The 23,995-nt window shown below is 34.0% G+C and carries 24 protein-coding genes, 2 tRNA genes, 1 other RNA gene and 1 pseudogene; 10 read left to right on the top strand and 18 right to left on the bottom strand.

Annotated elements, in window-relative coordinates; all coding sequences use genetic code 11:
* Positions 1-111: 111 nt before the first annotated feature.
* The 7 genes from AAGD72_RS01540 to AAGD72_RS01510 form a co-directional block, all read right to left on the bottom strand.
* Positions 112-2,115: a type IV secretory system conjugative DNA transfer family protein gene (locus AAGD72_RS01540; protein ID WP_341814941.1), complete on the bottom strand. Its 2,004-nt coding sequence runs from the start codon at positions 2,113-2,115 to the stop codon at positions 112-114.
* Positions 2,116-2,145: 30 nt separating this feature from the next.
* A complete protein-coding gene (gene virB11 / locus AAGD72_RS01535) occupies positions 2,146-3,138 on the bottom strand; it encodes a P-type DNA transfer ATPase VirB11 (RefSeq protein WP_065094644.1) in 993 nt (330 codons plus the stop codon).
* 1 nt (position 3,139) lies between these two features.
* Positions 3,140-4,600, bottom strand: coding sequence for a TrbI/VirB10 family protein (locus tag AAGD72_RS01530; protein ID WP_174515709.1), 1,461 nt, complete (start codon positions 4,598-4,600; stop codon positions 3,140-3,142).
* A gap of 16 nt (positions 4,601-4,616) precedes the next feature.
* Entirely contained in the window at positions 4,617-5,417 is an 801-nt protein-coding gene (gene virB9, locus AAGD72_RS01525; protein ID WP_174515708.1) for a P-type conjugative transfer protein VirB9, read from the bottom strand.
* Positions 5,404-6,084, bottom strand: a complete 681-nt coding sequence (locus AAGD72_RS01520) for a virB8 family protein (protein WP_151807683.1) — start codon at positions 6,082-6,084, stop codon at positions 5,404-5,406. Before AAGD72_RS01520 ends, virB9 begins: the two co-directional genes overlap by 14 nt.
* A 72-nt stretch (positions 6,085-6,156) precedes the next feature.
* Entirely contained in the window at positions 6,157-7,239 is a 1,083-nt protein-coding gene (locus AAGD72_RS01515) for a GTP cyclohydrolase II (protein WP_010082649.1), read from the bottom strand.
* Positions 7,240-7,268: 29 nt separating this feature from the next.
* Positions 7,269-7,356: transfer RNA gene (locus tag AAGD72_RS01510), tRNA-Leu, on the bottom strand.
* Between the two features lie 190 nt (positions 7,357-7,546).
* Here AAGD72_RS01510 and AAGD72_RS01505 point away from each other — a divergent pair.
* Positions 7,547-8,821 carry a metallophosphoesterase gene (locus tag AAGD72_RS01505; protein WP_006279778.1) on the top strand — a complete coding sequence of 425 codons (1,275 nt, stop codon included), beginning with the start codon at positions 7,547-7,549 and terminating at the stop codon, positions 8,819-8,821.
* Positions 8,822-8,848: 27 nt separating this feature from the next.
* On the opposite strand, the gene dnaA is transcribed toward AAGD72_RS01505, so the two are convergent.
* Positions 8,849-10,231 (bottom strand): chromosomal replication initiator protein DnaA, encoded by a 1,383-nt coding sequence (dnaA, locus tag AAGD72_RS01500; RefSeq protein WP_341814940.1) that lies wholly within the window; start codon positions 10,229-10,231, stop codon positions 8,849-8,851.
* A 326-nt stretch (positions 10,232-10,557) separates the two neighbouring features.
* Here dnaA and AAGD72_RS01495 point away from each other — a divergent pair, with 326 nt between their 5' ends.
* Positions 10,558-11,295 (top strand): glutamine synthetase, encoded by a 738-nt coding sequence (locus AAGD72_RS01495; protein ID WP_341814939.1) that lies wholly within the window; start codon positions 10,558-10,560, stop codon positions 11,293-11,295.
* Between the two features lie 9 nt (positions 11,296-11,304).
* Here AAGD72_RS01495 and AAGD72_RS01490 read toward each other — a convergent pair whose 3' ends face one another.
* Entirely contained in the window at positions 11,305-11,928 is a 624-nt protein-coding gene (locus AAGD72_RS01490) for a hypothetical protein (RefSeq protein ID WP_341814938.1), read from the bottom strand.
* Positions 11,929-12,041: 113 nt separating this feature from the next.
* On the opposite strand from AAGD72_RS01490, the gene AAGD72_RS01485 reads away from it, so the two are divergent.
* Positions 12,042-12,832 (top strand): IS5 family transposase gene (locus AAGD72_RS01485; protein ID WP_410529947.1). Its coding sequence is split into 2 segments (ribosomal slippage): positions 12,042-12,311 and positions 12,314-12,832, totalling 789 coding nucleotides; the frame shifts between segments, so codons are not numbered across the junction.
* Positions 12,833-12,840: 8 nt separating this feature from the next.
* Here the strand turns inward: AAGD72_RS01485 and AAGD72_RS01480 are convergent.
* The 9 genes and pseudogenes from AAGD72_RS01480 to pheS all read right to left on the bottom strand — a co-directional run.
* A pseudogene (locus tag AAGD72_RS01480) lies at positions 12,841-12,984 on the bottom strand (TenA family transcriptional regulator); the annotation flags it as partial.
* Positions 12,985-13,028: 44 nt separating this feature from the next.
* Positions 13,029-13,712: a TenA family protein gene (locus AAGD72_RS01475; RefSeq protein ID WP_038249063.1), complete on the bottom strand. Its 684-nt coding sequence runs from the start codon at positions 13,710-13,712 to the stop codon at positions 13,029-13,031.
* Between the two features lie 126 nt (positions 13,713-13,838).
* Positions 13,839-15,011 carry a methionine adenosyltransferase gene (gene metK, locus AAGD72_RS01470; protein ID WP_341814937.1) on the bottom strand — a complete coding sequence of 391 codons (1,173 nt, stop codon included), beginning with the start codon at positions 15,009-15,011 and terminating at the stop codon, positions 13,839-13,841.
* A gap of 57 nt (positions 15,012-15,068) precedes the next feature.
* Positions 15,069-15,145: transfer RNA gene (locus AAGD72_RS01465), tRNA-Ile, on the bottom strand.
* Between the two features lie 9 nt (positions 15,146-15,154).
* On the bottom strand, positions 15,155-15,424 hold the full coding sequence (gene rpmA, locus AAGD72_RS01460; protein WP_264702714.1) for a 50S ribosomal protein L27: 270 nt from the start codon (positions 15,422-15,424) through the stop codon (positions 15,155-15,157).
* Positions 15,425-15,434: 10 nt separating this feature from the next.
* On the bottom strand, positions 15,435-15,737 hold the full coding sequence (gene rplU, locus AAGD72_RS01455; RefSeq protein ID WP_006279565.1) for a 50S ribosomal protein L21: 303 nt from the start codon (positions 15,735-15,737) through the stop codon (positions 15,435-15,437).
* 280 nt (positions 15,738-16,017) lie between these two features.
* The gene (locus AAGD72_RS01450; protein ID WP_341814936.1) at positions 16,018-16,239 is read right to left on the bottom strand and encodes a hypothetical protein; all 222 of its coding nucleotides are present in this window, start codon (positions 16,237-16,239) and stop codon (positions 16,018-16,020) included.
* A gap of 512 nt (positions 16,240-16,751) precedes the next feature.
* Positions 16,752-18,044, bottom strand: a complete 1,293-nt coding sequence (glmU, locus tag AAGD72_RS01445; protein ID WP_341814935.1) for a bifunctional UDP-N-acetylglucosamine diphosphorylase/glucosamine-1-phosphate N-acetyltransferase GlmU — start codon at positions 18,042-18,044, stop codon at positions 16,752-16,754.
* A complete protein-coding gene (pheS, locus tag AAGD72_RS01440; RefSeq protein WP_341814934.1) occupies positions 18,045-19,088 on the bottom strand; it encodes a phenylalanine--tRNA ligase subunit alpha in 1,044 nt (347 codons plus the stop codon).
* 146 nt (positions 19,089-19,234) lie between these two features.
* On the opposite strand from pheS, the gene AAGD72_RS01435 reads away from it, so the two are divergent.
* The 7 genes from AAGD72_RS01435 (at position 19,235) to AAGD72_RS01405 (ending at position 23,984) form a co-directional block, all read left to right on the top strand.
* A complete protein-coding gene (locus AAGD72_RS01435) occupies positions 19,235-20,950 on the top strand; it encodes a hypothetical protein (RefSeq protein WP_341814933.1) in 1,716 nt (571 codons plus the stop codon).
* A 181-nt stretch (positions 20,951-21,131) separates the two neighbouring features.
* Complete coding sequence (locus AAGD72_RS01430) at positions 21,132-21,728, top strand: riboflavin synthase (RefSeq protein ID WP_341814932.1); 597 nt, start codon at positions 21,132-21,134, stop codon at positions 21,726-21,728.
* A gap of 57 nt (positions 21,729-21,785) precedes the next feature.
* Positions 21,786-22,376, top strand: a complete 591-nt coding sequence (locus tag AAGD72_RS01425) for a CvpA family protein (RefSeq protein WP_006280249.1) — start codon at positions 21,786-21,788, stop codon at positions 22,374-22,376.
* A gap of 124 nt (positions 22,377-22,500) precedes the next feature.
* Positions 22,501-22,831: a transfer-messenger RNA gene (gene ssrA / locus AAGD72_RS01420) on the top strand.
* Positions 22,832-22,853: 22 nt separating this feature from the next.
* Positions 22,854-23,291 (top strand): ClpXP protease specificity-enhancing factor SspB, encoded by a 438-nt coding sequence (locus AAGD72_RS01415; protein WP_006279412.1) that lies wholly within the window; start codon positions 22,854-22,856, stop codon positions 23,289-23,291.
* Between the two features lie 200 nt (positions 23,292-23,491).
* On the top strand, positions 23,492-23,710 hold the full coding sequence (locus tag AAGD72_RS01410) for a hypothetical protein (RefSeq protein WP_006279413.1): 219 nt from the start codon (positions 23,492-23,494) through the stop codon (positions 23,708-23,710).
* Positions 23,679-23,984 (top strand): type II toxin-antitoxin system RelE/ParE family toxin, encoded by a 306-nt coding sequence (locus AAGD72_RS01405; protein ID WP_341815109.1) that lies wholly within the window; start codon positions 23,679-23,681, stop codon positions 23,982-23,984. Before AAGD72_RS01410 ends, AAGD72_RS01405 begins: the two co-directional genes overlap by 32 nt.
* Positions 23,985-23,995 lie beyond the last annotated feature (11 nt).

The raw sequence follows: 23,995 nt of genomic DNA, 5'->3' as shown, positions 1-23,995 counted from the left end.
CTAGTTAAAATAGCTAATCTAATACTAATTAATTAAAAATGGCTTAATATGAAAAACCTAATTATTTGCATAACTTGCACTTTTCTGAGCTAAAAATAGGCAAAGTTAACCTTACTTCTCGTCATTTTTTAATTTATCCTCATCTTCAAATTCATCCTCCTCTTCTTCGTCATCAAACCCATCATCGCTCCTATCCTCATCTTCCTCGTCATCATCTTCAAACTTATCGTCGATATCTTCATCATCAATATCTTCGTCTGCAAATTCATCTGATTCATCATATACTGCATCTTCGGTTTTAGTTTCAGCAGGATAATCAACTGAATTAGGTCCCTCAAGAACATTATTCCCCTCGTTATTAACCTGATCTTTGCTCGCAGCGGCAGAAAGAACTTTGTTTGGGTCATATGGTTCTTGTGTAGGCACACGAGTTTGTTTGAGCAGCCTTCTTGTGAAGGTGGTATCACTGTAGTACAAAATTTTCTTTGATTTAATTGGGTAAGTCGACTCTATTAAAATTATCTGATCGTCACGTGGCAACATAATAACTTCTTGAGGCAATAGCAATGCTCTCTGTATTTCAGAGATATGTAATGACCTTGAAGCAGGATTTAAATCTAAAAATTTAGGCTTATTCAACGATTCTTGTTGTACAGTTTTGTTTCCTATAAGTTGCGATATTAAATTAGCTGTTTCAATATTATTGGCTGCAAAAGTTATTCTGTAAGTCGAGTTTGACAAAAAGGAGTTCATCCCTGCTTCTTCGTATATTCCTTTGAGCTGCTCAGTATCTTGAACAATTAAGAATAACCTAACTCGATAACCACGAAAATATGCAATACCTGTTTGAAATTGCTCCATTTTTCCAAGCGTAGGAAACTCATCCATTAAAAACAATACACCATAAGGCTCATCATCCGATGGCAATTTTCTACATAAAAACTCAGTTGCCTGTTGGTAAAAAACCTGCATTAAAGGCCTGAGCCTAGTCAAGTTGTCAGGAGTTAAACCAACATAAACTGTAATTTTCTTCTTTTTAAAATCTAGAATATTAAAATCACTTGACGCAGTTGCAGTATCAATCAATGGGTTTGCCCACAATTCAAGTGATGAGTTCATGGTTGATACAACACCTGACCTTTCTTTATCAGCTTTTTGTAAAAAAGCTGCAATATTCATATATGCTACAGGGTGTAGTATTTTACCCATTGTATCAAGAGCAACAGCAAGATTATAAACCACGTCATCACTACGCATCGTACGCACAACTTCACCAAAAGATTTAACTTTCTCTGGTGCAGCAAGTAAGTATAATACCACTCCAACAAATAAGCTTCTTGCTTCATTCTGCCAAAAGTCTTGTTCAGGCATGATTAGGTTAGCTATTTTCTGCACATCGTCAACCATCTGCCCAGGTTTTTCACTAATCCATTGTAATGGATTGTAACAGTGACTTATTCCATCTGGCTGCGCTGGATTCCATACGTATACTTTTTGTCCTTGTCGTTCTCGCCAACCACTTGTTATTTCATAGTTTTCTAATTTTATGTCGTGTACAATTACCGAGTCAGTCCAAAATAATAAATTAGGAATTACAAAGCCAACACCCTTACCAGAACCTGTAGGTGCAAATAACAATGCATGCTGAAACCCATCAGAAATGAAGTATCCTCTTTTATCTTTACCAAGCAATAATCCCTTTTTGCTTCTTAATCCTGCTTTTCGTATGTCTTTCTCTGATGCCCACTGCGAATCTCCATGAAGTGATTCCTTCTTTTTAAATGGTCGCCACTCAATTATCCTTTCTCTTAAATTCCATAAGATAATCATTAAAACAATGATAGGCAGTGCAGAAGATATAATTAATGTGATTTTGAGCTCAAGGCTATATAACTCTGGATGATGCCAACAATATTGTATATGATCAAAAATCGTTGGCCAAAGAGCTTGAGGGAAAGGCGTCAAACTAGGATTAATTGCCTTAAAATCCACAGCATCCGGACCATCAGCAAACAGAACAAACAATATACCAGATAGATAGAAGCAAAACTCAAGTACGCTAAAAGCTACTACACCTCCTATGAGAATATTACGTAGGTGATTTCCATTACTCATAAACTACTCTTCCTTAACTTATGTATAAATTTAAGCATTTTCGCTCGCAGATCTAGTAAATAATATCTCAGAAATGCTTCTTTTGCCCCCACCGGTTCTTTTTAGCTGAATAACAATATCAATCACATTTCTAATGTATGGTATAATTTGGTCTGGAGGAATGCCAAGATTTGCCTGCATAACCATCAATTTTATTTGCTCAAGGGCCATTGTTGGACTATCTGCATGAAGGGTTGATATTGATCCAGGGTGACCAGTATTTATCGCCCTGAGAAAACTAAAAGCTTCCGCTCCACGGAGCTCACCAACTATTATTCTGTCTGGCCTTAAACGTAAGCACGCTTCTATCAAATCTTGAGTGGTTACTTTTGCTCTGCCCTGCCCTCCTTTAGAGGCAATTAGATGGACTTTATTGGGATGATCGTTCAAAACGATTTCCCTTGCATCCTCAACAGTAATAATTCTTTCCTCAGCTGGAATAGCACGCAAAGTAGCATTAGTAAAAGTAGTCTTACCAGTGGAAGTTCCACCACTAATTATAATATTTTTCTTACTTATTACAGCGTATTCTAAAAACTCTTTTATTTTTTTTTGCCTTAACAATAAATCCAAATGACGGTCAACTGGATTATCAGTTGCTTCTGTAACAGTTTCAGAAAAAGCCCCCATTTTTTCGTAATCATCGAGTGCTAACTGCATGCTAGAAGGCTTACGAATCGACATGACTACTTTATCAGGTTCACATGCTGGCGGAAATACTATCTGTATACGATAACCATTTGGTAATGTTGCCGAAAGTAACGGCGCTTCTTCGCTAAGTTTTTGTTCTGTAGCTTGAGCAATCAGTCTGCCAAGAGATTTCAAATGGTTAAGATCGAATACTTCTAATTTTTCACACCTTATTTCACCGCGATTTTCAATCCATACTTCCTTTGGCTTATTTATTGATATTTCATTTACGCCTTCTTCTTGAAATATGCCTTGTAATGGCTCCAAATATGTATCAAGTGCAGCATAGTTCATTTCACTGATTTAATATTGCCTGTGGAGGAAATACTATATCTTGGTTAACAAATACTTTCAATGCAGTGCCTTGATCAACATAAATAGTTGGTTTTTTATCTGTATATCTGCCCACTACATCCCGCATATCTTTAGAAAAATCCTCGATTGATTTCCCGATTGCTTCATCATAAACAGACTTGCTTTTTCTTTGAATTTGTTCTAACAGTTGATTTACAATTTCCAGGCTTATATTTACCTCGTCTTCTTCAATTCCTAGTGCTTTTGCTATTTCCTCTTTCATTATTTTTAGTAAATCTTGTCTGCTTTTGGCACTCCGAATTCTTCCGATAGCCCCAAGGCCTAATTTCCATTTGTCACTAGATATCTTCTTTTCTGGGTCAATAATGAGTTGGAGAGAAGAAAAATCTATTTCGGTTGCAGTGATAGACTTTACTGCATCTCTGATAGTTAGCGTATCAACAAGATTAGAAGCCTTTTGCCCTATAACAGCAGAACCAATCGAAACACCAGCAAGTGTCACTGAAGAGAATAACGCACTTACTATTTTGTTATCAACTATTCCTGCTATTCCTGCTCTACCAAGCTCGTCAGTACTAAGTGATGAGATTGCAATATCTATTCCATGTGGCAGAATCACTCTATTCCAGTTTATATTTACACGAGATTTAGCAACATTCGAGTCAAATGAATAACTGCCTATCAATCTTGAGCCTTTAGGTATTAAAACTGTATCACCAGTTTCTGCATAAACATCTCTACTCACCATAGCACGCAGCATTCCTTGCAGATCAGAGTTTATTGCAGTTTCAAGAACAGCATCAATAATTTTACCTTGAGTAATCATTAAACCAAGCTTTCCTACTCTGGTAGCTTTGCTCGATTGTGCTGAAGTGTCGGATAAAATAGCATCAGCAGCCTTGTTCTCTCCACTACCACCTGAAATTGTCAACATCTGTGCACTACGTCTGTCTCTAGGATAACCGCCACCCCCTATTGTAGGAAACGAGGTAGGTAAATTGCCCATAACATTACTAGAAGGAAAATTTTGCTTTGGCAAAATAGGTATATTTGACACAGGAGTTTCTTTTGGTTTCTCTTCTTCTTTTTTCATCACTTCTTCTTTTCTAATTTGTTTTATTTCTGGTATGATTAGTGGTGTAGGAAGAGGAGGTAAGGGTGGTAAGGGATCAGTTATTATTCTTTCAGGAACCATTACATTATCTGGAACTTGTTCCAACTTTCCTTTCAATTCTTGAACGTTTTGCTTTGTTTCCTCTTTTTTAATAACTTCTGAACCCTCTTTAGGAGAAGGACTAAAATAGAGATAATACACTCCACCAGCCAGAAGCACTAAAATAATGACCATCAATGCCCTATGACCTTGATTAGAGCCAACTGTTACTACCTTATTCTCTATTTCTGATTCATCTTCTGAATTGTTACGCCTTTCTTTATTCATATTGCATGTACCACAGCTAAAGTGACCTATTTATAATTTCAACTTCACCATCTTCATAACGCATAAATAGCTTTTTATGTACTCCTTTTATTATAACATAATCATCAAATAACAGCCTTTTACAAGGTTTATCCTCCCCTTCTACAAAAACCTGAGGTATTTTATTATTATTTCTAAATTTTAAATAGGTTAAATAACCATCATCAAATAACTCGATCGGAACTATATCCGCATTACCACCTTCATCAATATATGTATAATTGTACTTCGTATCATTTTCTTGTATTATTTTTTCTAGCTTGTCTGTAGTATATTGCATTTGAGTAGGTAAAGAAACCTCATCTAAATCAACATCAAATTCACCTTCTTCTTGAGGATAATAAAAACGTACTACGTAAGATATATCCTTTTCAGCAGAATAATCGTGATCTACTTTCTTAGCATCAGTATCCGGGTATTTATCGTAGTTTGGCCTTGAGATTAAATCAAAAATGTAATTTCTTTTTTTAGTTGTCGTAATAATCATGTTAGTGCGACTACTAACTTCAAATGGCATGATAAGCAATTTATTGTCATAAGGATTAATTTTCCAACTTGATGCATCACCAACAGCGATATTTTTAACTTTTTCTCCTTCCGCAAATTCAATATAAGAATAGTAACCCTGACTAAAAACCACCGTAAATACTTCATTAGGGCTATACACAAAAGTCTTTATTCTACTATCTATAGAAATAGGCTCATTATAATTAATGGATGCGTTTAAATTGCCACTTACAAGTAAAGCTAAAACTAATAATATCCTATACATATTCATCATCTACTCTATATGAAATAACTTGAAATCCTAATGGGTTAATATATCTTTGCTGATCATCCATTTCAAGCGATGCATATCTATATGACATAATAACTATCTTATTTTTTCTCGTAGAACTTCCATCTTTCCGTGTAAATTCCACAAAAAATCTCACCTGAAGAGCATCGTTACCCAACTTTTGAATTGAGCGAATTTTAAATTCACTTTTGGTATCTGAATATAAATTAAAAAGATCATCCATATTCTGCGATCCTACATAATTTCTAAATTCATTATACACATTAGGTGAGGAAAACAACCTCACCTTTGTATAATAGTTATAATTATAATGATATGGATCAAAAACCTCCCTTGCTTTTATATACTCTGAAATAAAATAATCGTTTAGCGCTTCATCTGCAGAATACTGTTTTACTGTGACAGGATCAACCAATTGCACTATTCCTGATTTCTTGTCAATTTCTATAACAAATGGCTCAATAGTGCTACTTGTGCTAATTTTAAATATGACTAATATGCTGATAGAGATCGTTGCTAATAATATTAATGCAAATAAAAGTAGAATATTCCTTTGAGCAATAACTGTGCTGTAGCGGTTTGAATTCCAATTTATATCCTTATCTAAGGATTCAGTATTTTTTTCTCGCTTAAAAAATCTCAGCATTTTAGTATTCCTAAAAATCTTAACTTATGTTAATAAACATAGCAAATTAACAAAGTAGTTACAGCAAAAAAGCTAAAAAACTCTTAATCTATGGCCTAATTTACCAAACTTTGTCTCCATATATGAATCGTTATATTTATTACGTTCCACAATAAGTGGTAGACACTTTGTAACTCCTATACCACTACTTTCCAATTCTGACAATTTCCTATCATTGTTTGTAAGTAATTGGATTTTGTTAATGTTCAATTTCTTAAGCATTTTAGCTGCAACAGCAAAACTCCTTTCATCATCTTCAAAACCCAATATTCTATTTGCATCAACAGTATCAAGATTATGTCCTCTTTGCATACTGTACGCTCTTAACTTATTAGTTAAACCAATGCCTCTTCCATCTTGCATCAAATACAATATAATACCACTTCCAGAGTCAGCTATCATTTGAATTGCTTGATGTAACTGACTTCTGCAATCGCATGACAAGCTATCTAACAAGTCACCCGTATAGCACGAAGAATGAATTCTCACTAATGGTTCGTCATCTTTATCTGGATTGCCAATGATAATTGCATGATGTTCTCTTCCACCACTTTCGGTTCTATAAGATATGATATTTACTTCTTGAGTCTGTTTTAAAAATAATGATGTTTTGCACACTTCATATACATCCTGATTTTCTTGAAAATTATTTATGAATGACGTGTCCAGTGCAATAACGTCATTTTTCTCGCACCAATTTCGCATTTCATGGTTATTCTCAAAAGTCATATCAGCCACTAACGCGTATGGCAATAATTCTGAGAACTTAAGCAAGGCAATAGCACATTCATCTATTGTCTTTGAGCATTGCAACTCTTTTATGCAATCTTCCTTTGAACAGTTTATTAAATAGAGCAGTTCATCAAAATTATTCACCAACAGACGTTTGCTGTTATGTTCTTTATTCTGAGATATGTATTTTACCTTACTTGAAGTTAAAGTAACATATACATTACTTGATGTAAGCTTGTATTGATTAAATAAATCTCTTTCTAAAGCCTCAGCAGCAGCAAACAATAGGTAATTACTTTCATCATATATTACAATTGGCCGACCGCGCCTGATTTCGCTGATAGCTCTTTCTACCTTATTGCTACTCTGATTTCCTATAAACATTTTTACCCATATTAAACAGCGATAAAAACTGGTGCGGCCGAGAAGACTTGAACTTCCAAGGCCTTATGAGCCACAGCGACCTCAACGCTGCGTGTCTACCAATTCCACCACGGCCGCACTATATTCTAGTTTTTATATAATTATTTTAAATTACTTAATCATTTTAGAATTTTTCATCTAGAGTGTCAATCTGATACTAGAATAATTTAGAAATTGTTTGTATAATTTGATTATGAATTTTGTGATTATAAATTTTAATCATTTAAGATAACCTTACTACTAATTTTTAACTTAGGTTTTTATACAAATGAATATAGCTAATATCTTTATTTTTTTAGCTCTCTCTCTTATAACTAGCTTTCATTTCGTCCATGCACAAATATTATACACATGGTCTCAAGTTATCCCAGAAAATAAACTAAGCATACGCGCAATTACGGACAATGACATGTGTCCCATTGTTTATGTTGATGGCGAGGAAACAGAAATGCTGAATCGCAGCTCAATTAACAATGGTGATCATAACGAAACAGTTTGTGAACTGACAGTACAAACAAGTGCCAAAAACATTAGTATTGAGGATCTACGGGTTCCTATATTACCAAAAAAGGTTAATAAAATTGCTTTCATTGGTGACACGGGCTGTAGAATAAATATGTTATTTCAGCAGGAATGTAATTCGGTAGATAGCTGGCCTTTAAAAAAAAATTTAGATTCAATCGCCCTTCATAAACCAGATTTAATTATCCATGTTGGTGATTATCATTATAGACAAACAAAATGTAGAAATACAAAAAAGTGTGGCGATATTTATGGATATAATAAAGAAGTTTGGTACGCTGATTGGTTTGAGCCTGCAAAGGATATTTTATCACAATCCCCTTTCCTTTTTGTTCGTGGAAACCATGAGAGTTGTGATAGAGCTTATGAAGGATGGTTCAGGTATCTAGATTCATACCCCTTTTCGTCTGAAAAATGTGGAAACTTCGTTTCTAGTTGGTCCTTAGATGCTGGACCGATGAAATTTTTTATCTTCGACTCTTCATCCGGTGAGGATATTTTTACAACCCAAAGCACAATTGATGCTTTTGAGAGGCAATTTGATAAATTGATACAAAATAGTTCTGACAAGCCCATGTGGTTTTTAACTCATAAACCGCTTTGGAGATCTCCAAAAAAAGAATTTTTGACATTAAAAAGCCATGGTAATCTTACACAAATCGAAGCTTTTGGAGATAAATTTCCAAGCAATGTTACTACCATAGTTTCTGGCCACATTCATATAGCCCAGATTTTATTAATGGATAATGTTCCAGACCAAATTATAGTTGGAAACGGTGGTGCATCATTACACGCTCAAGATCAAGAATCTGTTTATCAAAATGTAGAATTTGACTATTTAAATGGTAAAAACTACTTAGCACACGAGGTTAGAAACTTTTTTGGCTTTGGCTTTGCAATACTAAATTTAGATGATCACGAATTTACCTTCTATAATCAACACAATAAGGAAATGTATTCTGCGAAGCTAACAGAAGATTTTAAACTTAAACGGATTAAAACTATAGTCGATTCATTTTAGGATTTGTTATTAGCTATTTTAAAAACGCTACTTAAACATTTTTTTTAATCGATTGATTTCATCAGCAAATTTTGAGTCGGTCTTTATAAAATTTTCTACTTGTTTTACTGCATGTATAACAGTAGCATGGTCTCTGCCACCAAAGCTTCTCCCAATATCTGGTAGGCTTTTTTGCGTAAATTTTTTGGCAAAATACATAGCTATTTGTCTTGGCCTTGCAAGACTGCGAAGCCTCCTATTGGATTGCATATCTGCAACCTTTATATTGAAAAATTCAGCTACTTTCTTTTGTATTTCTTCTATTGTGACTGACCTATGATTTGACCTAAGAAGATCGATTAGGGTTTCACTAGCTGATTCTACCGTCATACTTCTTCCAATTAATGAGGTATGGGTAACCTTATTTAATGCTCCTTCTAATTCTCTTACATTAGATTTTATGTTCCTTGCTAAAAACTCTAGGACATCTTTCGGAACATACATATTCATCTGCTCCACTTTTGCCTGCAATATACCAAGCCTTAATTCAAAAGTTGTTTCATTAATATCTGCCACCAACCCCCAACCGAGTCGTGATCTTATTCTTTCTTCCACTCCATCAAGATCACTAGGAGACCTATCAGCTGATATAACCAATTGTTTATTTTGGTCTATCAATGCATTGAAAGTGTGAAAAAATTCTTCTTGTGTGCTATCTTTACCACTGATAAATTGCACATCATCTACCATCAAGACATCTACTGATCTAAATTGCTCTTTAAATAACATAATATCTTTGCTTCGCAGCGCTGTAATATATTGGTACATGAATTTCTCTGCTGATAAATACACCACTTTTCTTTTTGCTGATGGGGAATTTACTATGTGCCAAGCTATAGCATGCATTAGATGTGTTTTACCAAGTCCCACTCCACCATATAGGAACAAAGGATTGCTGCCTAATATTGGATCTATAGATTCTGCCACACGCTTTGCCGCCGTAAATGCTAATTCATTTGGCTTTCCCACTACAAAATTATCAAAGGTGAACCTTGGATCCAGCGGCGAACCAAGATTATGATTACTTTCCTCTCTGTTTTTTAGTATAACATTAAAATTTGAATTCCTCTCCTCAATTACTTGAATATCAATAGAACGTATACTTTTATCTTCGCTTTGCCATAATGATAATATTTTTTTCATGTAATGAACTGTAATCCACTCTTTTATAAACCTTGTTGACACGGATAAAAGAACTTCCCCATTTCTGCTACTGACAAATTTTAGTGAACTCAGCCAGCTATTATATGTTGCTTCTCCATAAAGATTATAAAGACAATTTTGGATTTTTTCCCAAGTAACATTGTGATCCGTTACTGTAATAATCTGATCAAAAAACATAGTAGAAACCTTAGGGCTAGTTAAGTTCATATACCACACCAAGAAAAAAGCAATAATTAGAAAAATATAAGATAATCAATAGCCTACTGCAAAATGAAAAGCTAATACTACTTAATACATACTAAAAATTATGGTGATTTTTTGATGGGTTGTAAAGGGTATAAAAACATTAAAATTGATCATTTTTATTTCAAAAAAATGAAAAATTTGTAAATGTCGCTTGTATCGAGGATTAGAAGCATGCTATTAAAAACAGTAATACATTATGTATAAATAAGATGTTAAATTTACTGGCAAATAAGTAAAGTATTCATATAAATATAGCTAACCTAATATAGATTTACTGAAGCAAATTTATGATTATATTAAGTAATTTGAGTTGTTATGCTGTATTCGGTATTGAACTAGAGTTTTACATTGAAGGAATAGAAAAAGAATACTTATTTCTGAATAGCATCAAAAATAAAATAGCATCTCTTGAATTTTCTTGCAAGAAGGAGAATTCTACACATCAGTATGAGATAAAAAGTGGTTGTTATACGAACTCCTACAATTTAATTAAGCATTTTGAGTTAGCAAAACAATCACTTACTGAAACAGCACAAAAACTAGGTGGGAATGTTTCTTTTAAAGCAAAGCCTTATTTGGATAGAGCAGGCAGTGCATTAAATGTGCATGTTAATCTCGTGAATTCAAATAACGATAACTTATTTTATATCAATGAGCAAAAGTACAGTGACTATCTGATTCATAGTATTGGTGGATTATGTGCAATGATGAAAAAACATATGTTGTTTTTTGCTCCAAATGATGATTCATATTTAAGATTTCAGTACCCGGATATTCACACTCCAACTACGATTAGTTGGGGAATAAATAACAGAACTGCTGCAATAAGAATTCCCTATTTTGGCAACGATTCCAAAAGATGCCGCCTAGAGCACCGTGTTCCTGGAGCAGATTGCAACCTTGAAAAAGTACTCACAGCAATAATTGAAGGTATAGTTTTTGGTATAGAGAACAAAATTGCTCCGCCAAATAGAGTGTATGGCATTGCATCTGATCCTCAATATAAGATGGAGAGTTTGATATAGCAACTACATCTAAAACCCTAACCCGTTAAATGGCTGTTGGATAATTGGCTGTTTTAGCACTTCCCTCACATCATTATTTACATTCCCGCACTGTAATAGCCACTCTGCAGGAGATAGTTTTCTCTCAGGTTTAGATTCTATACTAATATTTGCACTTGGTCTTTCAGGAAGTGGATTACCAAGCGCATCCATGTGTTTAGGTAAAGGTTCCATAACAATATTTGTAGCACTAGAAACGGAATGACTATCTTTAGTATCAGCGCTTTTAGAAAGTGAATTACCTTTGAAATCCATATGTTTAGGTAGTCCATTTTTCATTTCTTCTTCTGCTCTTTTATTTTTTAATTCTTCTTCTAGCTCAGTTTCAGTTCTTTTTGGTTCTTTTACGGTATCTTTTTCTTCACCTTCATCTTCTGAAACTTTATCTCCTGAAACACGAGTAATTTCAGCTTTAGTTCTTATTTTATGAATCAGCGAAAGTAATAAGTAAGTAACTGCAGCAGCAGAAACGATAATGGCTATCTTTGCGGCAATGTGGATTGCTGTTAAAAATATTAAAGCTGATAAAGCTCCAGCTAATCCAGACACAATAACTTTATTTTTGCCTTTTGTTATATTTAGAATTGCCACCATAATAACCTCTCAAATACTGTTCTAGAATTATTATACAGGAATTTTCTTAGAACCTGTTTAAAATCTCGGAGAGATGAGGTAAAATAGTGGTAGATTAAGAATGAGGTATATCTATGCGTAAAAATTATCCAAGTGATATAAGTCGAGAGCAATTTGAAAAAATCAGACCAATACTAGAGAGTAGCAGGAAGAAAACGAGACCAAGAAAACTTGATTTGTATGATGTATTTCGTACAGTGTTATACGTCCTAAAAAGTGGTTGCCAGTGGAGAATGTTGCCAAAAGATTTTCCAAGGTGGGAAAGCGTATATTACTATTTTCAAATGTGGAATAAAAAGAATGGAGAAGAACCAAGTTTGTTGGAATTAGTTTTAAAAAAAAATTGGTTGGAGAGATCCGTATCAACAATGGTCGGAAAGAGAAAACTAGCTTCTGTATAATTGATGCTCAAAGTGTTAAAAACACAGATACTGCTGAAAAAAAGGGCTATGATGCAGGTAAAAAGATTTCAGGCATAAAGCGTCATATTGCAGTTGATACTCAAGGTCTACCACATGCAATTTATGTAACAACAGCAGAAGTAACTGATCGTAGTAGCGCTGTAAGAATGGTTGAAAATGCTAAAGATACCCTTTCTGAAGTCAAAAATATATTGGTTGATGCAGGCTACACAGGAAAAATTTTTGCAACCCAAATAAAAGATATTATTGGTGCAACTGTTGAGGTAATAAAGCGCAGTGAATTACATTCTTTTGTTGTATTGCCAAAGAGATGGGTTGTTGAGCGTTCTTTTGCTTGGTTAGAAAAGTGTAGACGGCTATGGAAAAATTGCGAACGTAAACTCAATACCAGCTTGCAAATGATTGTCCTTTCCTTCATTTCTCTCCTATTACGAAGATTTTAAACAGGTTCTAAGAGCAATGCCTCTTGTTGAGTATAGAATTTGAAGTTCTCTATATTTAGGGTGTTATTCACTAACTCAACATTAAAAGGATGCTCAATTATATCCTTTAAAAGATTTGACCCGTAACAGCTCCTAATTATGCCACTGAACACTGTAGTTACCGATAAAAGATCAAGTTAACGTAAATAATCCGCTGCTAATATTCTTTGCTAGATATATTAGAGTAATATGCCTCATCCCAAAACATTATTTCTAATTCCAGCCCTTTCTTAAAAAACTCATACATCCTCTTTTTTTCACAGTCACTAGCTTTTTTATATAGCTTATTTGTAATATCAGTAACCTCATCAATTACAGCATTTACTGTTTCGCTACTATAAATGTTGATCCACTCTTTGTATTTGTTATTTTTAACCCCTTTAGTTGTTATCTCATTTACCATATGGCGTATAACGATTTGGTATATGTTAAAGCAAGAATAAGATGCTACTAAAGCTTCATTAACAGAATTGTGATATGCGGCACTCATGAAAAAGTCAGTAAAGGCAGAACAAGCTCTTGACTTTTTGTGATCATCAGATAGATCACAATCTTCAAAATATTTTTTATACTGTTCTCGAACATAAAATGCTCCTTGTGCCAAATTGATTAAACTACTCATCATTTCAATATCATCAACTCTAGCTGCAACAATTAAAAAAGCACGAGCGCAATCTATACAATACAGAAAATCCTGCTGAAGGTAGAATTTGAATTTTTCATAATCTAATGTATTATTTATCAATTCAACATTAAAAGGGTGTTCTTTTATTTTATCAATAAGATCAGAAAACTCTTTTACAATTACGTTGTACAGTTCTCCTTCTATTTCGTTATACACTTTATAAGCCTCACAATAAAAATTGAATATAAAAATTATTACTAATGTGGTATAATTATTATGAAAAAGCGTGCTATGCTTTAACAATAAGCTAGTATATAAATATGGGGCTGTAAATCAAAAATTTTAGCAATCTAAAGAAATTTTACTATTACCTTCTATATTGAATTCTCTACAAAGATCAGCAGATAAGTCCATGTTTTCCCAAGAAAATCCACCGTCCCTTTCCGACTGTTTACCAAAATGTCCATAACAGGCTGTACGTTTATATATAGGATGATTAAGCGATAAATGCTTGATTATGCCTTTTGTTGATAAATCTATATTATTCTCGATAAACTTTTTAATTACTCTTTCCTCTACCTTATTCGCACCAAATGTATCAATATAGAATGAAGTAGGTTTTGATACACCAATTGCATAAGAAAGCTGCACAAGACAACGTTCAGCCAACCCTGCAAAGACAATATTTTTAGCAAGATATCTTGCCATATAAGCCGCAGATCTATCAACTTTGGTTGCATCTTTTCCGGAAAATGCTCCTCCACCGTGTGGAATATAACCTCCATAAGTATCAACCATAATTTTTCGTCCGGTTAATCCACAATCACCAACTGGCCCACCAATAACAAATCTACCAGTTGGATTGACTAAGAGATTTTCCTCAGGACACATCCATCCCTCAGGTAAAGATGAAACTATGTAAGGGTAAATTATTTCTTTTACTTTTGATTGATCCAAATCCTCAGGGTGCTGTATTGAGACAATAATACTTTCAGCACGTACTGGAAGGTTATTCTCATATGCCAAAGTGATTTGTGACTTTGCATCCGGACCAAGTTTTGCTTCTTTAACTGCACTCATGATATTTTTCAGAATCGAGTGTGCATAAAAAATGGGTGCCGGCATAAGGTTTTCTGTCTCTATTGTTGCATAGCCATACATTATGCCCTGATCCCCAGCACCTTGATCCAACCCTATTGCAATGTCATTTGATTGCTCATGTAGCAATATATTTACTTTCACTTTTCTCCAGTGGAACCCATCGTGCTCGTAACCAATATCTTTTATTGTATTCCGTACAATACTTTCAATCCTGCTATTTTTGATGTTAGGCCCAAACACTTCCCCAGCCATAATAACGTTATCTTTGGTGACTAAAGTCTCTATTGCAGCTCGCGCAAAAGGATCAGTAAAAAGGTACTCATCAAGTATTGCATCTGAAATTTGATCTGCTACTTTATCTGGATGACCAGCCGCCACTGATTCACTGGTTACTAAATTTTTATATAAACTCATGTTTTTGCTTATACAATATCAAAACCGCTATAGAAAACACAGTTAGTAACTACTAAATGGTGGGTCTGGGAAGAGTTGAACCTCCGACCTCACGCTTATCAGGCGTGCGCTCTAACCACCTGAGCTACAGACCCATGATTTATTCAAGCTGAAGCTTTCATATTATCTGTAGGCAAGATATCAATAAAAGTCTTTTTATTTGCTGATCTTCTAAAGCTGACCCAGCCTTCTATTTTAGCAAAAATCGTATGATCTTTACCTATACCAACATTCTTTCCAGGATGGAATTTTGTGCCTCTTTGGCGTACAATTATGTTACCAGGAATAACTTTTCCATTCCTCTTTATCCCTAACCTACGACCTGCCGAATCTCTACCATTACAGGAACTACCACCTGATTTTTTAGTTGCCATATCTTACCTCTTACTTTTGAAGACTAATTTCATTGATACGAAGAACAGTTATATACTGCCTATGACCAGTTTTCCTACGGTAATTTTTTCTTCTTTTCTTCTTAAAGATTATAATTTTTTCCCCCCTGCACTGCTCCAATACTTCAGCTTTAACAGTAGCATTAGATGAATAAGATAAGCCATTATTTGAAATACAAATCACCTTATTGATTTCCACCTCTTTTTTTTCTTCAGCTTCTAACTTCTCTACCTTTATTATACTACCTTCTTTTACTAAATATTGCTTTCCACCAGTCTCAATTACTGCAAACATGATAAATATAAATTATTGTTATTAACTTTAATCGTAAACGATGTCATATACGCTGTCAATATAAATAAAAAGCATGACTTAACGTTCTTTTTGAGCTACTAAAATACTTCTATCTGTTTTCATCTTTTATCTACCTTTTCTCAGACAGTAGACTTCTTGCATAACCTAAGCAGAAAAAAGGCAAATAGTTATTATAGCTCTAAGTTTACCGACACCGTCATGCAAGTAGCCCCTTTTCCTGTCATCCGAGTAGCTGACACTGGTTTACCTTATGATGATGTCATGAAAGTAGCTGACACTGGAATCCAGCCTTTTCATCCAAGACGGCAGCGCCTCCTTCTTCTGTCATCCCAGTGTCAAGCACTGGAATGACATCATAGAGGCACTGGAATGACATCATAGGGGCTCGGGTGACAAAAAAAGGAGCACTGGAATGACACCTTCCTGCCCAATTCATGTTGCTATAAATATTAAGAAATTTACCAAGCGAAAAAAAAGGCAAAAGAAGCCCCGTGGTTATTATCCGCTTTAAAATATTGGCGTTTTTTATGTTTTAAACGCTTGACAAGCGAGATTCAGCCGCTTTTAATTGCAACTAACCTACGCTGCAAATGTTTAAGAAATTTACTAAGCAGAAAAAAAGACAAAGGACCCCCGAGTTAGCTAGTCTTTTACTATCTCTGTCGAGTATTGGCATTTTTTGATGTCTTGTAACGCTTTATAAGCGCGTTCAGCTTATTTAGATAAAAATCTAGATGTAGATGAAGTTTTGTAAAGACATACAGTATCTATATACTGCAAAAAATTAAACATAAGACGCCGATACATTAAGTAATCCTTACCTTTTAATCTGCAGATTGGCGAAAGCAAATACAATAGCTTCACTGTTATGATAAGGGGGCTGGCGGAGTTTGTCAAGGAAGTTTTTTTGTTTCTATTCCCAATAAAAGTTTGTTATATGGTTATGCAAGAAGTCTAATATTAAAAATGACACAACAACATAATTAAATTAGACTACTTTATTCTCTTAGTTACTTGCTTTTCTCTTGCTATTGCAAGGCTTTTTTCTGGTACATCCTCAACTATAACACTACCTGCTGCAATTACAGATTCATCATGAATATTAAGCGGCGCAATTAGTGAGCTATTGGCGCCAACAAAGCAATTGCTCCCTATATTCGTTTCATGTTTATTTTTCCCATCATAATTACAAACAATAGTGCCTGCTCCTATATTACTCTCCTGCCCTACTTTAGCATTTCCTATATAACTTAAGTGTTTTATTCTAGTGTTTTGACCAACTTCACTTGTTTTCACTTCCACAAAATTTCCTATTTTTGCCTTATTACCAATTGTTGTGTTTCCGCGTATTCTGGTAAATGGACCGACCTCAGCATTACTTTTAATTAAGCAATTTTCTAAATGCGAAAATGGCAGTATTTTCGCACCAGACTCTATTTTCACTCCAGTACCGAAAAAAACATATGGGTAAATAACTGAATCTCTGGCAATTTGCGTATCAAGAGAAAAGAAAACAGTCTCTGGTGCAACAAGCGTTACTCCGGAGTCGGTAAAAATTTTTCTTTTATTTTCTTGAAAGTAAAACTCAGCTTTTATAAGGTCATTTCTGTTATTTATTCCCGTTGCTTCTTCTCCACCGGTAATAACGTAACCGACATTTAAATTACTCTTCACTGCAATGGAAACTATATCGGTCAAGTAATATTCATGAGTTGAGCTATTGCACTCTATTTTCTCCACCAATTCACGTAAATTCTTTGCACATGCAACCATTATTCCAGCATTTGCAAGAAATTCTTCATGATTATTTTTATCACTCTTTGCTTCTACGATTTCTCTTAAGGAACCATTCTCAATGATTAACCTACCATATTCTTTATTGCTTGCCCTAAAACCTAGGCAAACTAGAGCCTTGCCTTCTAAATAACTAATCATTTTAGTTATTGTGCTGCTTTTTATGAGCGGAGTATCTCCATACTGCACAACAACTATGCTTGAATCTGGCAATTCTCTTAGGTTTCTCATCGCAGTTTTGACCGCATCTCCCGTGCCAAGTGTTAATTCTTGTGTAATTAACTGTATATCCTTAAAACACTTTAGTCTTTCAATTAAAGGCTGATCAACTACAACAGCAATATTTTCAGGATTTAACTGTTTTGCATTGTAAATGACATGCTGGAGCATGGAAAAACTGCCTATTTTGTGTAGGACCTTAGGCAAATCTGAATTCATCCGCCTGCCATGCCCGGCAGCAAGTATGATAAAAGTATGAGCTTTATTTATCACTTATCTTAAAGATGAAAAATGAAAACCATAATGATCAAGCCAACTGATTTTGTTATCGTAAAAGCTTCTTAGGTCGCTGATTTGATATTTTAGCATCGCAAGCCTTTCTATACCAATGCCAAACGCAAAACCGTTGTATTTAGTATGGTCTATTCCAACATTTTGAAAGACATTTGGATGCACCATACCACATCCAAGCACTTCTATCCATTTACTACCTTTATAACTTATGTCCACTTCCGCAGAGGGTTCAGTAAAAGGAAAAAAACTATTACGAAAACGTATCTTCAGCCCTTTATCTCCAAAAAACTTATTAAGGAAGTGATGAATAGTAAATTTTAACTGGCCCATATTGACGTTTTCATCGACATATAACCCTTCTATCTGGTGAAACATAGGAGTATGAGTTGCATCAAAGTCATTTCTGTATACCCTACCAGGGGCTACTATTTTAATTGGGAATTTTTTTGTTTTTTCCATGGTTCTAATCTGTACAGATGAAGTGTGAGTGCGCAGTACCATTCTTTTATCGTTTATTTTATTCTTTAAGTAGAAGGTATCTTGCTCCTCTCGCGCAGGATGATGACTTGGAGTATTCAGTGCATCAAATACATGAAATTCATCTTCAATATCAGGGCCATCAACTGCTTTAAAACCCATATGTGCAAAAATAAGCTTTACTTCATTTATAACTTTACTGAGTGGATGGATCTTGCCAATTTTTTCTGGCCTCGCAGGCAACGTGATATCAACTGCCTCGTTCTGCAATTTAAAGTTAACTTCTTCGGCTTTTAGTATATTCTCCTTATTCATTATAAGCTGATCTAGCTTATTACGTAAAACGTTGATAACTTCGCCTAAATTGCGCTTTTTTCCTGCGTCTTCTATCTCTTTTAAGTTGTCAAAATAAGCTTTAATTACACCCTTTTTTCCCAAATATGATAGCCTAACTTTTTCTAAATCTTGTAAAGAAGAAGCATTCTCAATTTCGGAAACTGCTTTATCTTCAAGTGAAAGTATGTCATCTAATAACTCTTTATTCATCTTAAAAACGCTGGCTTAAACTTTCATTATAGTGAAATTTTAAATATCATCAACAATCCGAAAAATTGCCCTATTCTGATTATTAATTTATTGACTAATTAATCTTTTTTATTTACCTTTGCGTTGATGAATTTGCTGTATCAACTATGCACAACAGTAACACTGAAACTAAGAATAAGTATAAAATAGAGGATTTACCTAAGCTCTTTAAGGAAAAATCCAGAAACATAAGTAAAGCATTTTCTAGCGAAACAATTAAGATCAGTGCTATTCGCTCGAGAAGTATTGAAAGCAATATACAAAAATTTTCATTTGAGCTAACAGCAACAGATAAAGACACCTTTAATATAAGATTATTTCGAATAAACCCTTTAATTGATTTTTTCAAAATCTGCCTTTCCCGGGAAAAAAAATTTACAGCCAACATAAAAGTGCCCAAAGAAAGCAGTGAACTATATAATAACTACTGTAAAACTAACAGTTATAAAACTGTAGAAGAATTCGTAAATAGTGCTCCGCCTCAAATCCTTCTGCAGGGCACAACGATAACGCTACAAACAGACGTTGAAAACATTAACCTGGACAACTTGTACCAAATCGAGTTATTTCTAAATGAAAAGCTACAACATGCAGAAAAAACTGAAAATGAAGACAAAAAAGAACAGAGTGAAACTAACCAAAAAAATGCACAAAATAAACAAATCGTACCAGTTACAGGCCTGTTTGGCTATAATTTAACAAGTAGTAAAAAGCAAGTGATGCGGGTTCCAATAGTTGTTGCTGCAATGCGTGACAATTTTTTTTGGTTTGGATCTTCTTTTCGGCTATCCAATTTTTTTAATACAATACAATTCTTCTTTCAACAGCCACCAAAACTGTCCATACGAAACCAGAGGGCTTTGACTTACCATCCAACACTTCAAGAGACAAAACAGGACAAGGTAACACAAAAAGATGAAATCGACGAAAGAAGAATAGAAGACGTCACAATGCTTATTTCTGATTTCGGTCAAACTACTTCGCACACAGAGTATTTTAAGGCTAACAGAAAAAAGAAGTCAAAAAAGCAGACCAAAGAACTATCAGAGAAAGAAAAACCATTAGCCATAAAACAAGCACAAAATGATGCTAGAGTAGCTATGATAGATAACCAAATTGAGCACAGGGGGAAAAAACTCGATAAAATATTTATTGAAGTGATGAGTGGATACAAAAATCAAGATCCAGAAACATTTTGCAATATTTTCAGCTCAGTATTCAATATTGTTTACTTTCAAGATAAACAATTACATGCAATATTAGAGCCAGGCGAAATATCAGAAGTATTACAGATACTCGAAAGGCCACAACCTCTTAGTAACTCACTTTTAGGTAAAGAATATTTACAAAAACAAGTATATAGAAAAAAAGAGCAATTGCTTAAATTAGTTTCAGGTGTTTATATACAACAACCTTCTCCACAACATGAAAATACTCCTCATAAATCTACAAACCCTTTACCAATTAAAGATCTTTCACCAGCAACAAATGAAGCTAAAACTCTACCACCTACTAACATTACACTCAAATCACCGTTAAAAACTGTATTTTCCTCAAAAAAGGCTTATTTTTGTCTATTTATAATATTAGCATCTGCATCAACACTTTGCTTATGGCATTTTCCATTAGGAAAAGTGTCAATGTTAAAAGGATTAGTGCCACCAGAAAAAAGGGAAAGTATTGGGTTAGCATTGAACATAGGGTTGCCAATATTAATCGCGCTGTGTATTTTGAATTTAGCTCGCTTTATATATTCTGAATATTCTATAGAATCTATTAAGCAAGTAAGTGAAAACGATCCCCTTTCTCGCGCCTATAGCTAGTGCAGGCTCAGTTTTCCTACGTCATACCGTCACGGTATCTCTAGATCCCGCTAACACGTAGCGGGATGACGAATTTGTCGTTTTTTAAATTGTCGGTAAACCAGAATTACTTTAACTATAACAAAATAGAAATAAGTTGTTGTAAAAAATTTTTCATGGTAAAATTATTTATTTTCACCATATGTTTAAAGGAATTATCACGGATATCGGGACTATAACTGATACTACCACTCACTCCAACTCTGATCAAATTTTCCATATCAAGACACAAAATTTATCCTCTATAAATAAAGGAGATTCAATAGCTTGCTCTGGTGTGTGTTTAACTGTTGTTGATATAATGAGCGATACATTTACAGTCCAAGCATCTCAAGAAACTATGAAGGTTGCTAACTTAAATACGTGGAGAATAGGAAAAAAAATAAATCTCGAACAAGCAATGAGATTAAACGATAAGATCGATGGCCACCTGGTTCAGGGTCATGTTGATGGGATAGTAAAATTTTTAACAATTAATCAAAATTTAGATTCTCATGAAATCAAACTATCGTGCCCACAAGAATTAATTAAATTTGTTGCAAAAAAAAGCTCCGTTACACTAGATGGGGTTTCCCTCACAGTGAATTCAGTTATTAATCAGGAATTTACAGTAAATATCACTCCCTATACATGGGAAAATACAACTTTTCAGTACAACAAAGTAAATGATTATTTGAATTTAGAAATTGACATGATCGCTAGGTATTTAGATCAATTGATGCAGCATAAATACAATTAATTTTACAACCTTGTTATTTACAACTATTATATCTTGAAAACCATATAGATATAAAACATGCTTTTCGATAGCCTAATTATCTTCATTGTTGTTCTATGCGTAATAATCTCGGTAACTAGAGGCTTTATAAAAGAGCTATGCGCACTAATGTTTCTATTTTTATCGGTCTTTCTGACAGCTAATCACTATGATTTTTTCACTCCAAATTATAGTAAATATTTTGATTCTAAAGTTACACTAAACATACTTTCTACAATCTCTGTATTTATTATACTTAATCTTATATTCATGATAATAAATAACTGGCTAATGTACATATTATTACCCATAAGGTTGGGGTTTATCGATAGAGTTACTGGAATCTTTCTCGGAGTGCTTAAAGGAATATTGCTCTCTTATGTATTATTTTTTGCTGTGCACTTATATTGCTACACAGTATATGACAAAAAAGAGGGAGAGTATAAAATAGAAGCAGAAGACATATTGCCTAATTGGATAATAAATTCACACTCTTATCAGGCTTTATTTGTGACAGCAGAAGAAGTAATTGACATTTATGTACCAGAGTCGTTGATACTAAAAATAAAAGAGATCGGTGGAGAAATGGTTGATCAAGAAAAACCTAAAAACAATAAAAAAGAAGAGTAAATATTTATTTATAAATATTTTCATTGGGAGTATTCAAAAAGCCATATGTGTCAGGTTAAGAGCACAGAATTTTTTACTGGAAATATTAATTTTGTTTTAGCAATAAATCAACTTAAGGTCATAATATCTTGACATTTATTTAATGTTGCTATATAATAGCTATGTACATTTTGTGTACTATAGCAATAAAATTACCTTGTAATAGGTGTATTGGACCCGAGGGCAGTACTCGGCGCCTCCACCATGTTTTTTAATTATACGGGGGCGATTAAGGATCGACATGCATAGTAAAGATGGTAGCTTTGCTCGGTTAGACACCACCGCTAAGAGTTCATAATTTAAATGCAAACGATAATTTTGCTGCTGAAGAATATCGTGTTGCTGCTTAATTTAGCACAACCGGTTTATTACTAAAGCACGGTTTAGGGAACGCCGGGTAACAGAAGTTCCCCCAAAATTTACGTATGTGAAAGTTATATGGAGCAAACAGATTACAAAAAACTGCTTAATTCTGCTAAGTTTCAAGTTATCAAAAAGACTTTAGATGTTATATCAGGTAATGGTTTTATCCCTCACTTAGAAATATTATTTTTCACATATTTTAATGGTGTGACCATGCCAGATCGTTTGAAAAAGTCATACCCTACTCAAATGCTTATTATATTACAGCATCAATTCTATGATTTAAAAGTTTCTGAGGATAAATTTAGCGTCAGTTTGAGTTTTCAAGGAAAACAAGAGCGAATTACTATACCGTTTTTTGCTATTAGTGAGTTTCGTGATAAAATTTCAGGAGATGTTTTAATATTTGACAAAATCAGTATCGACTCTGATAAAGAATACAAAAGTGAAAAATGTACTGAAAAACTATCAAACGGTAGTATTATATCCATAGATCAACTGCGTGATGAGTAACTGCTCATCTTTATAAACAAAAAATATTAATAGAAAAAAGTGGTCTAACTTAAGTAATAGAATAGAGGGTAGATAAATATGCTAAATCTTTAATTATTTATTAACGCAGGTGGCAAAATTTTTCTTACATATCATCAACTTCCTTTATTGAAAAATTCAGAAAAATGTTGTATAATTATTAGTAGACTTTGGTAAAACATATGACAGATTCAGGAATTAGTATAACTTTTGACCCAAAAACTTCACATAACCTTACTAAGTTAGCTGAAATCACCAAGGAATCCGTTCAAGAACTAGCAAAAAGGTTAGTCATCGAAGGAATCGAGTGCGAAGTAGAAGATATTGCGTTATATAAAACTATTAAGGAATGTGAGGATGTAGACTGGAATACAGTACTATCTGAAAGGGAGAGGACATAAACTGAAATACGATATTGTCTACTCAAAAAACTTTACTGAAAGAGATTTTCTAAATCTTCCAAAAACAATAAGATCAAGGATTACAAAAGCGATAAACGAGCGGCTTACAACTGATCCAATTAAATTTGGTAAACCATTACGTGGCAGGCTAAAAGGGTATAGAAGAATAAGGGTTAGTGATTATCGAATTATTTATACTGTAAATATTGCAAAATATAAGGTATTTGTTGCTACAGCAGGACATAGAGACACCATTTATGAGAAGGCTACTTGATAAACATTAAA

It is taken from the genome of Wolbachia endosymbiont (group A) of Chalcis sispes (genome assembly GCF_964026765.1).
Taxonomy (GTDB): domain Bacteria; phylum Pseudomonadota; class Alphaproteobacteria; order Rickettsiales; family Anaplasmataceae; genus Wolbachia; species Wolbachia pipientis.
The sequence above is the reverse complement of the archived record's forward strand: the minus strand, read 5'-3'. Positions and strand labels throughout refer to the sequence as shown.

Coding starts and splice junctions, on each gene's coding strand:
- AAGD72_RS01540 (WP_341814941.1), bottom strand. CDS start 2,115: ATGAGTAATGGAAATCACCTACGTAATATTCTCATAGGAGGTGTAGTA.
- virB11 (WP_065094644.1), bottom strand. CDS start 3,138: ATGAACTATGCTGCACTTGATACATATTTGGAGCCATTACAAGGCATA.
- AAGD72_RS01530 (WP_174515709.1), bottom strand. CDS start 4,600: ATGAATAAAGAAAGGCGTAACAATTCAGAAGATGAATCAGAAATAGAG.
- virB9 (WP_174515708.1), bottom strand. CDS start 5,417: ATGAATATGTATAGGATATTATTAGTTTTAGCTTTACTTGTAAGTGGC.
- AAGD72_RS01520 (WP_151807683.1), bottom strand. CDS start 6,084: ATGCTGAGATTTTTTAAGCGAGAAAAAAATACTGAATCCTTAGATAAG.
- AAGD72_RS01515 (WP_010082649.1), bottom strand. CDS start 7,239: ATGTTTATAGGAAATCAGAGTAGCAATAAGGTAGAAAGAGCTATCAGC.
- AAGD72_RS01505 (WP_006279778.1), top strand. CDS start 7,547: ATGAATATAGCTAATATCTTTATTTTTTTAGCTCTCTCTCTTATAACT.
- dnaA (WP_341814940.1), bottom strand. CDS start 10,231: ATGAACTTAACTAGCCCTAAGGTTTCTACTATGTTTTTTGATCAGATT.
- AAGD72_RS01495 (WP_341814939.1), top strand. CDS start 10,558: ATGATTATATTAAGTAATTTGAGTTGTTATGCTGTATTCGGTATTGAA.
- AAGD72_RS01490 (WP_341814938.1), bottom strand. CDS start 11,928: ATGGTGGCAATTCTAAATATAACAAAAGGCAAAAATAAAGTTATTGTG.
- metK (WP_341814937.1), bottom strand. CDS start 15,011: ATGAGTTTATATAAAAATTTAGTAACCAGTGAATCAGTGGCGGCTGGT.
- rpmA (WP_264702714.1), bottom strand. CDS start 15,424: ATGGCAACTAAAAAATCAGGTGGTAGTTCCTGTAATGGTAGAGATTCG.
- rplU (WP_006279565.1), bottom strand. CDS start 15,737: ATGTTTGCAGTAATTGAGACTGGTGGAAAGCAATATTTAGTAAAAGAA.
- pheS (WP_341814934.1), bottom strand. CDS start 19,088: ATGAATAAAGAGTTATTAGATGACATACTTTCACTTGAAGATAAAGCA.
- AAGD72_RS01435 (WP_341814933.1), top strand. CDS start 19,235: ATGCACAACAGTAACACTGAAACTAAGAATAAGTATAAAATAGAGGAT.
- AAGD72_RS01430 (WP_341814932.1), top strand. CDS start 21,132: ATGTTTAAAGGAATTATCACGGATATCGGGACTATAACTGATACTACC.
- AAGD72_RS01425 (WP_006280249.1), top strand. CDS start 21,786: ATGCTTTTCGATAGCCTAATTATCTTCATTGTTGTTCTATGCGTAATA.
- AAGD72_RS01415 (WP_006279412.1), top strand. CDS start 22,854: ATGGAGCAAACAGATTACAAAAAACTGCTTAATTCTGCTAAGTTTCAA.
- AAGD72_RS01410 (WP_006279413.1), top strand. CDS start 23,492: ATGACAGATTCAGGAATTAGTATAACTTTTGACCCAAAAACTTCACAT.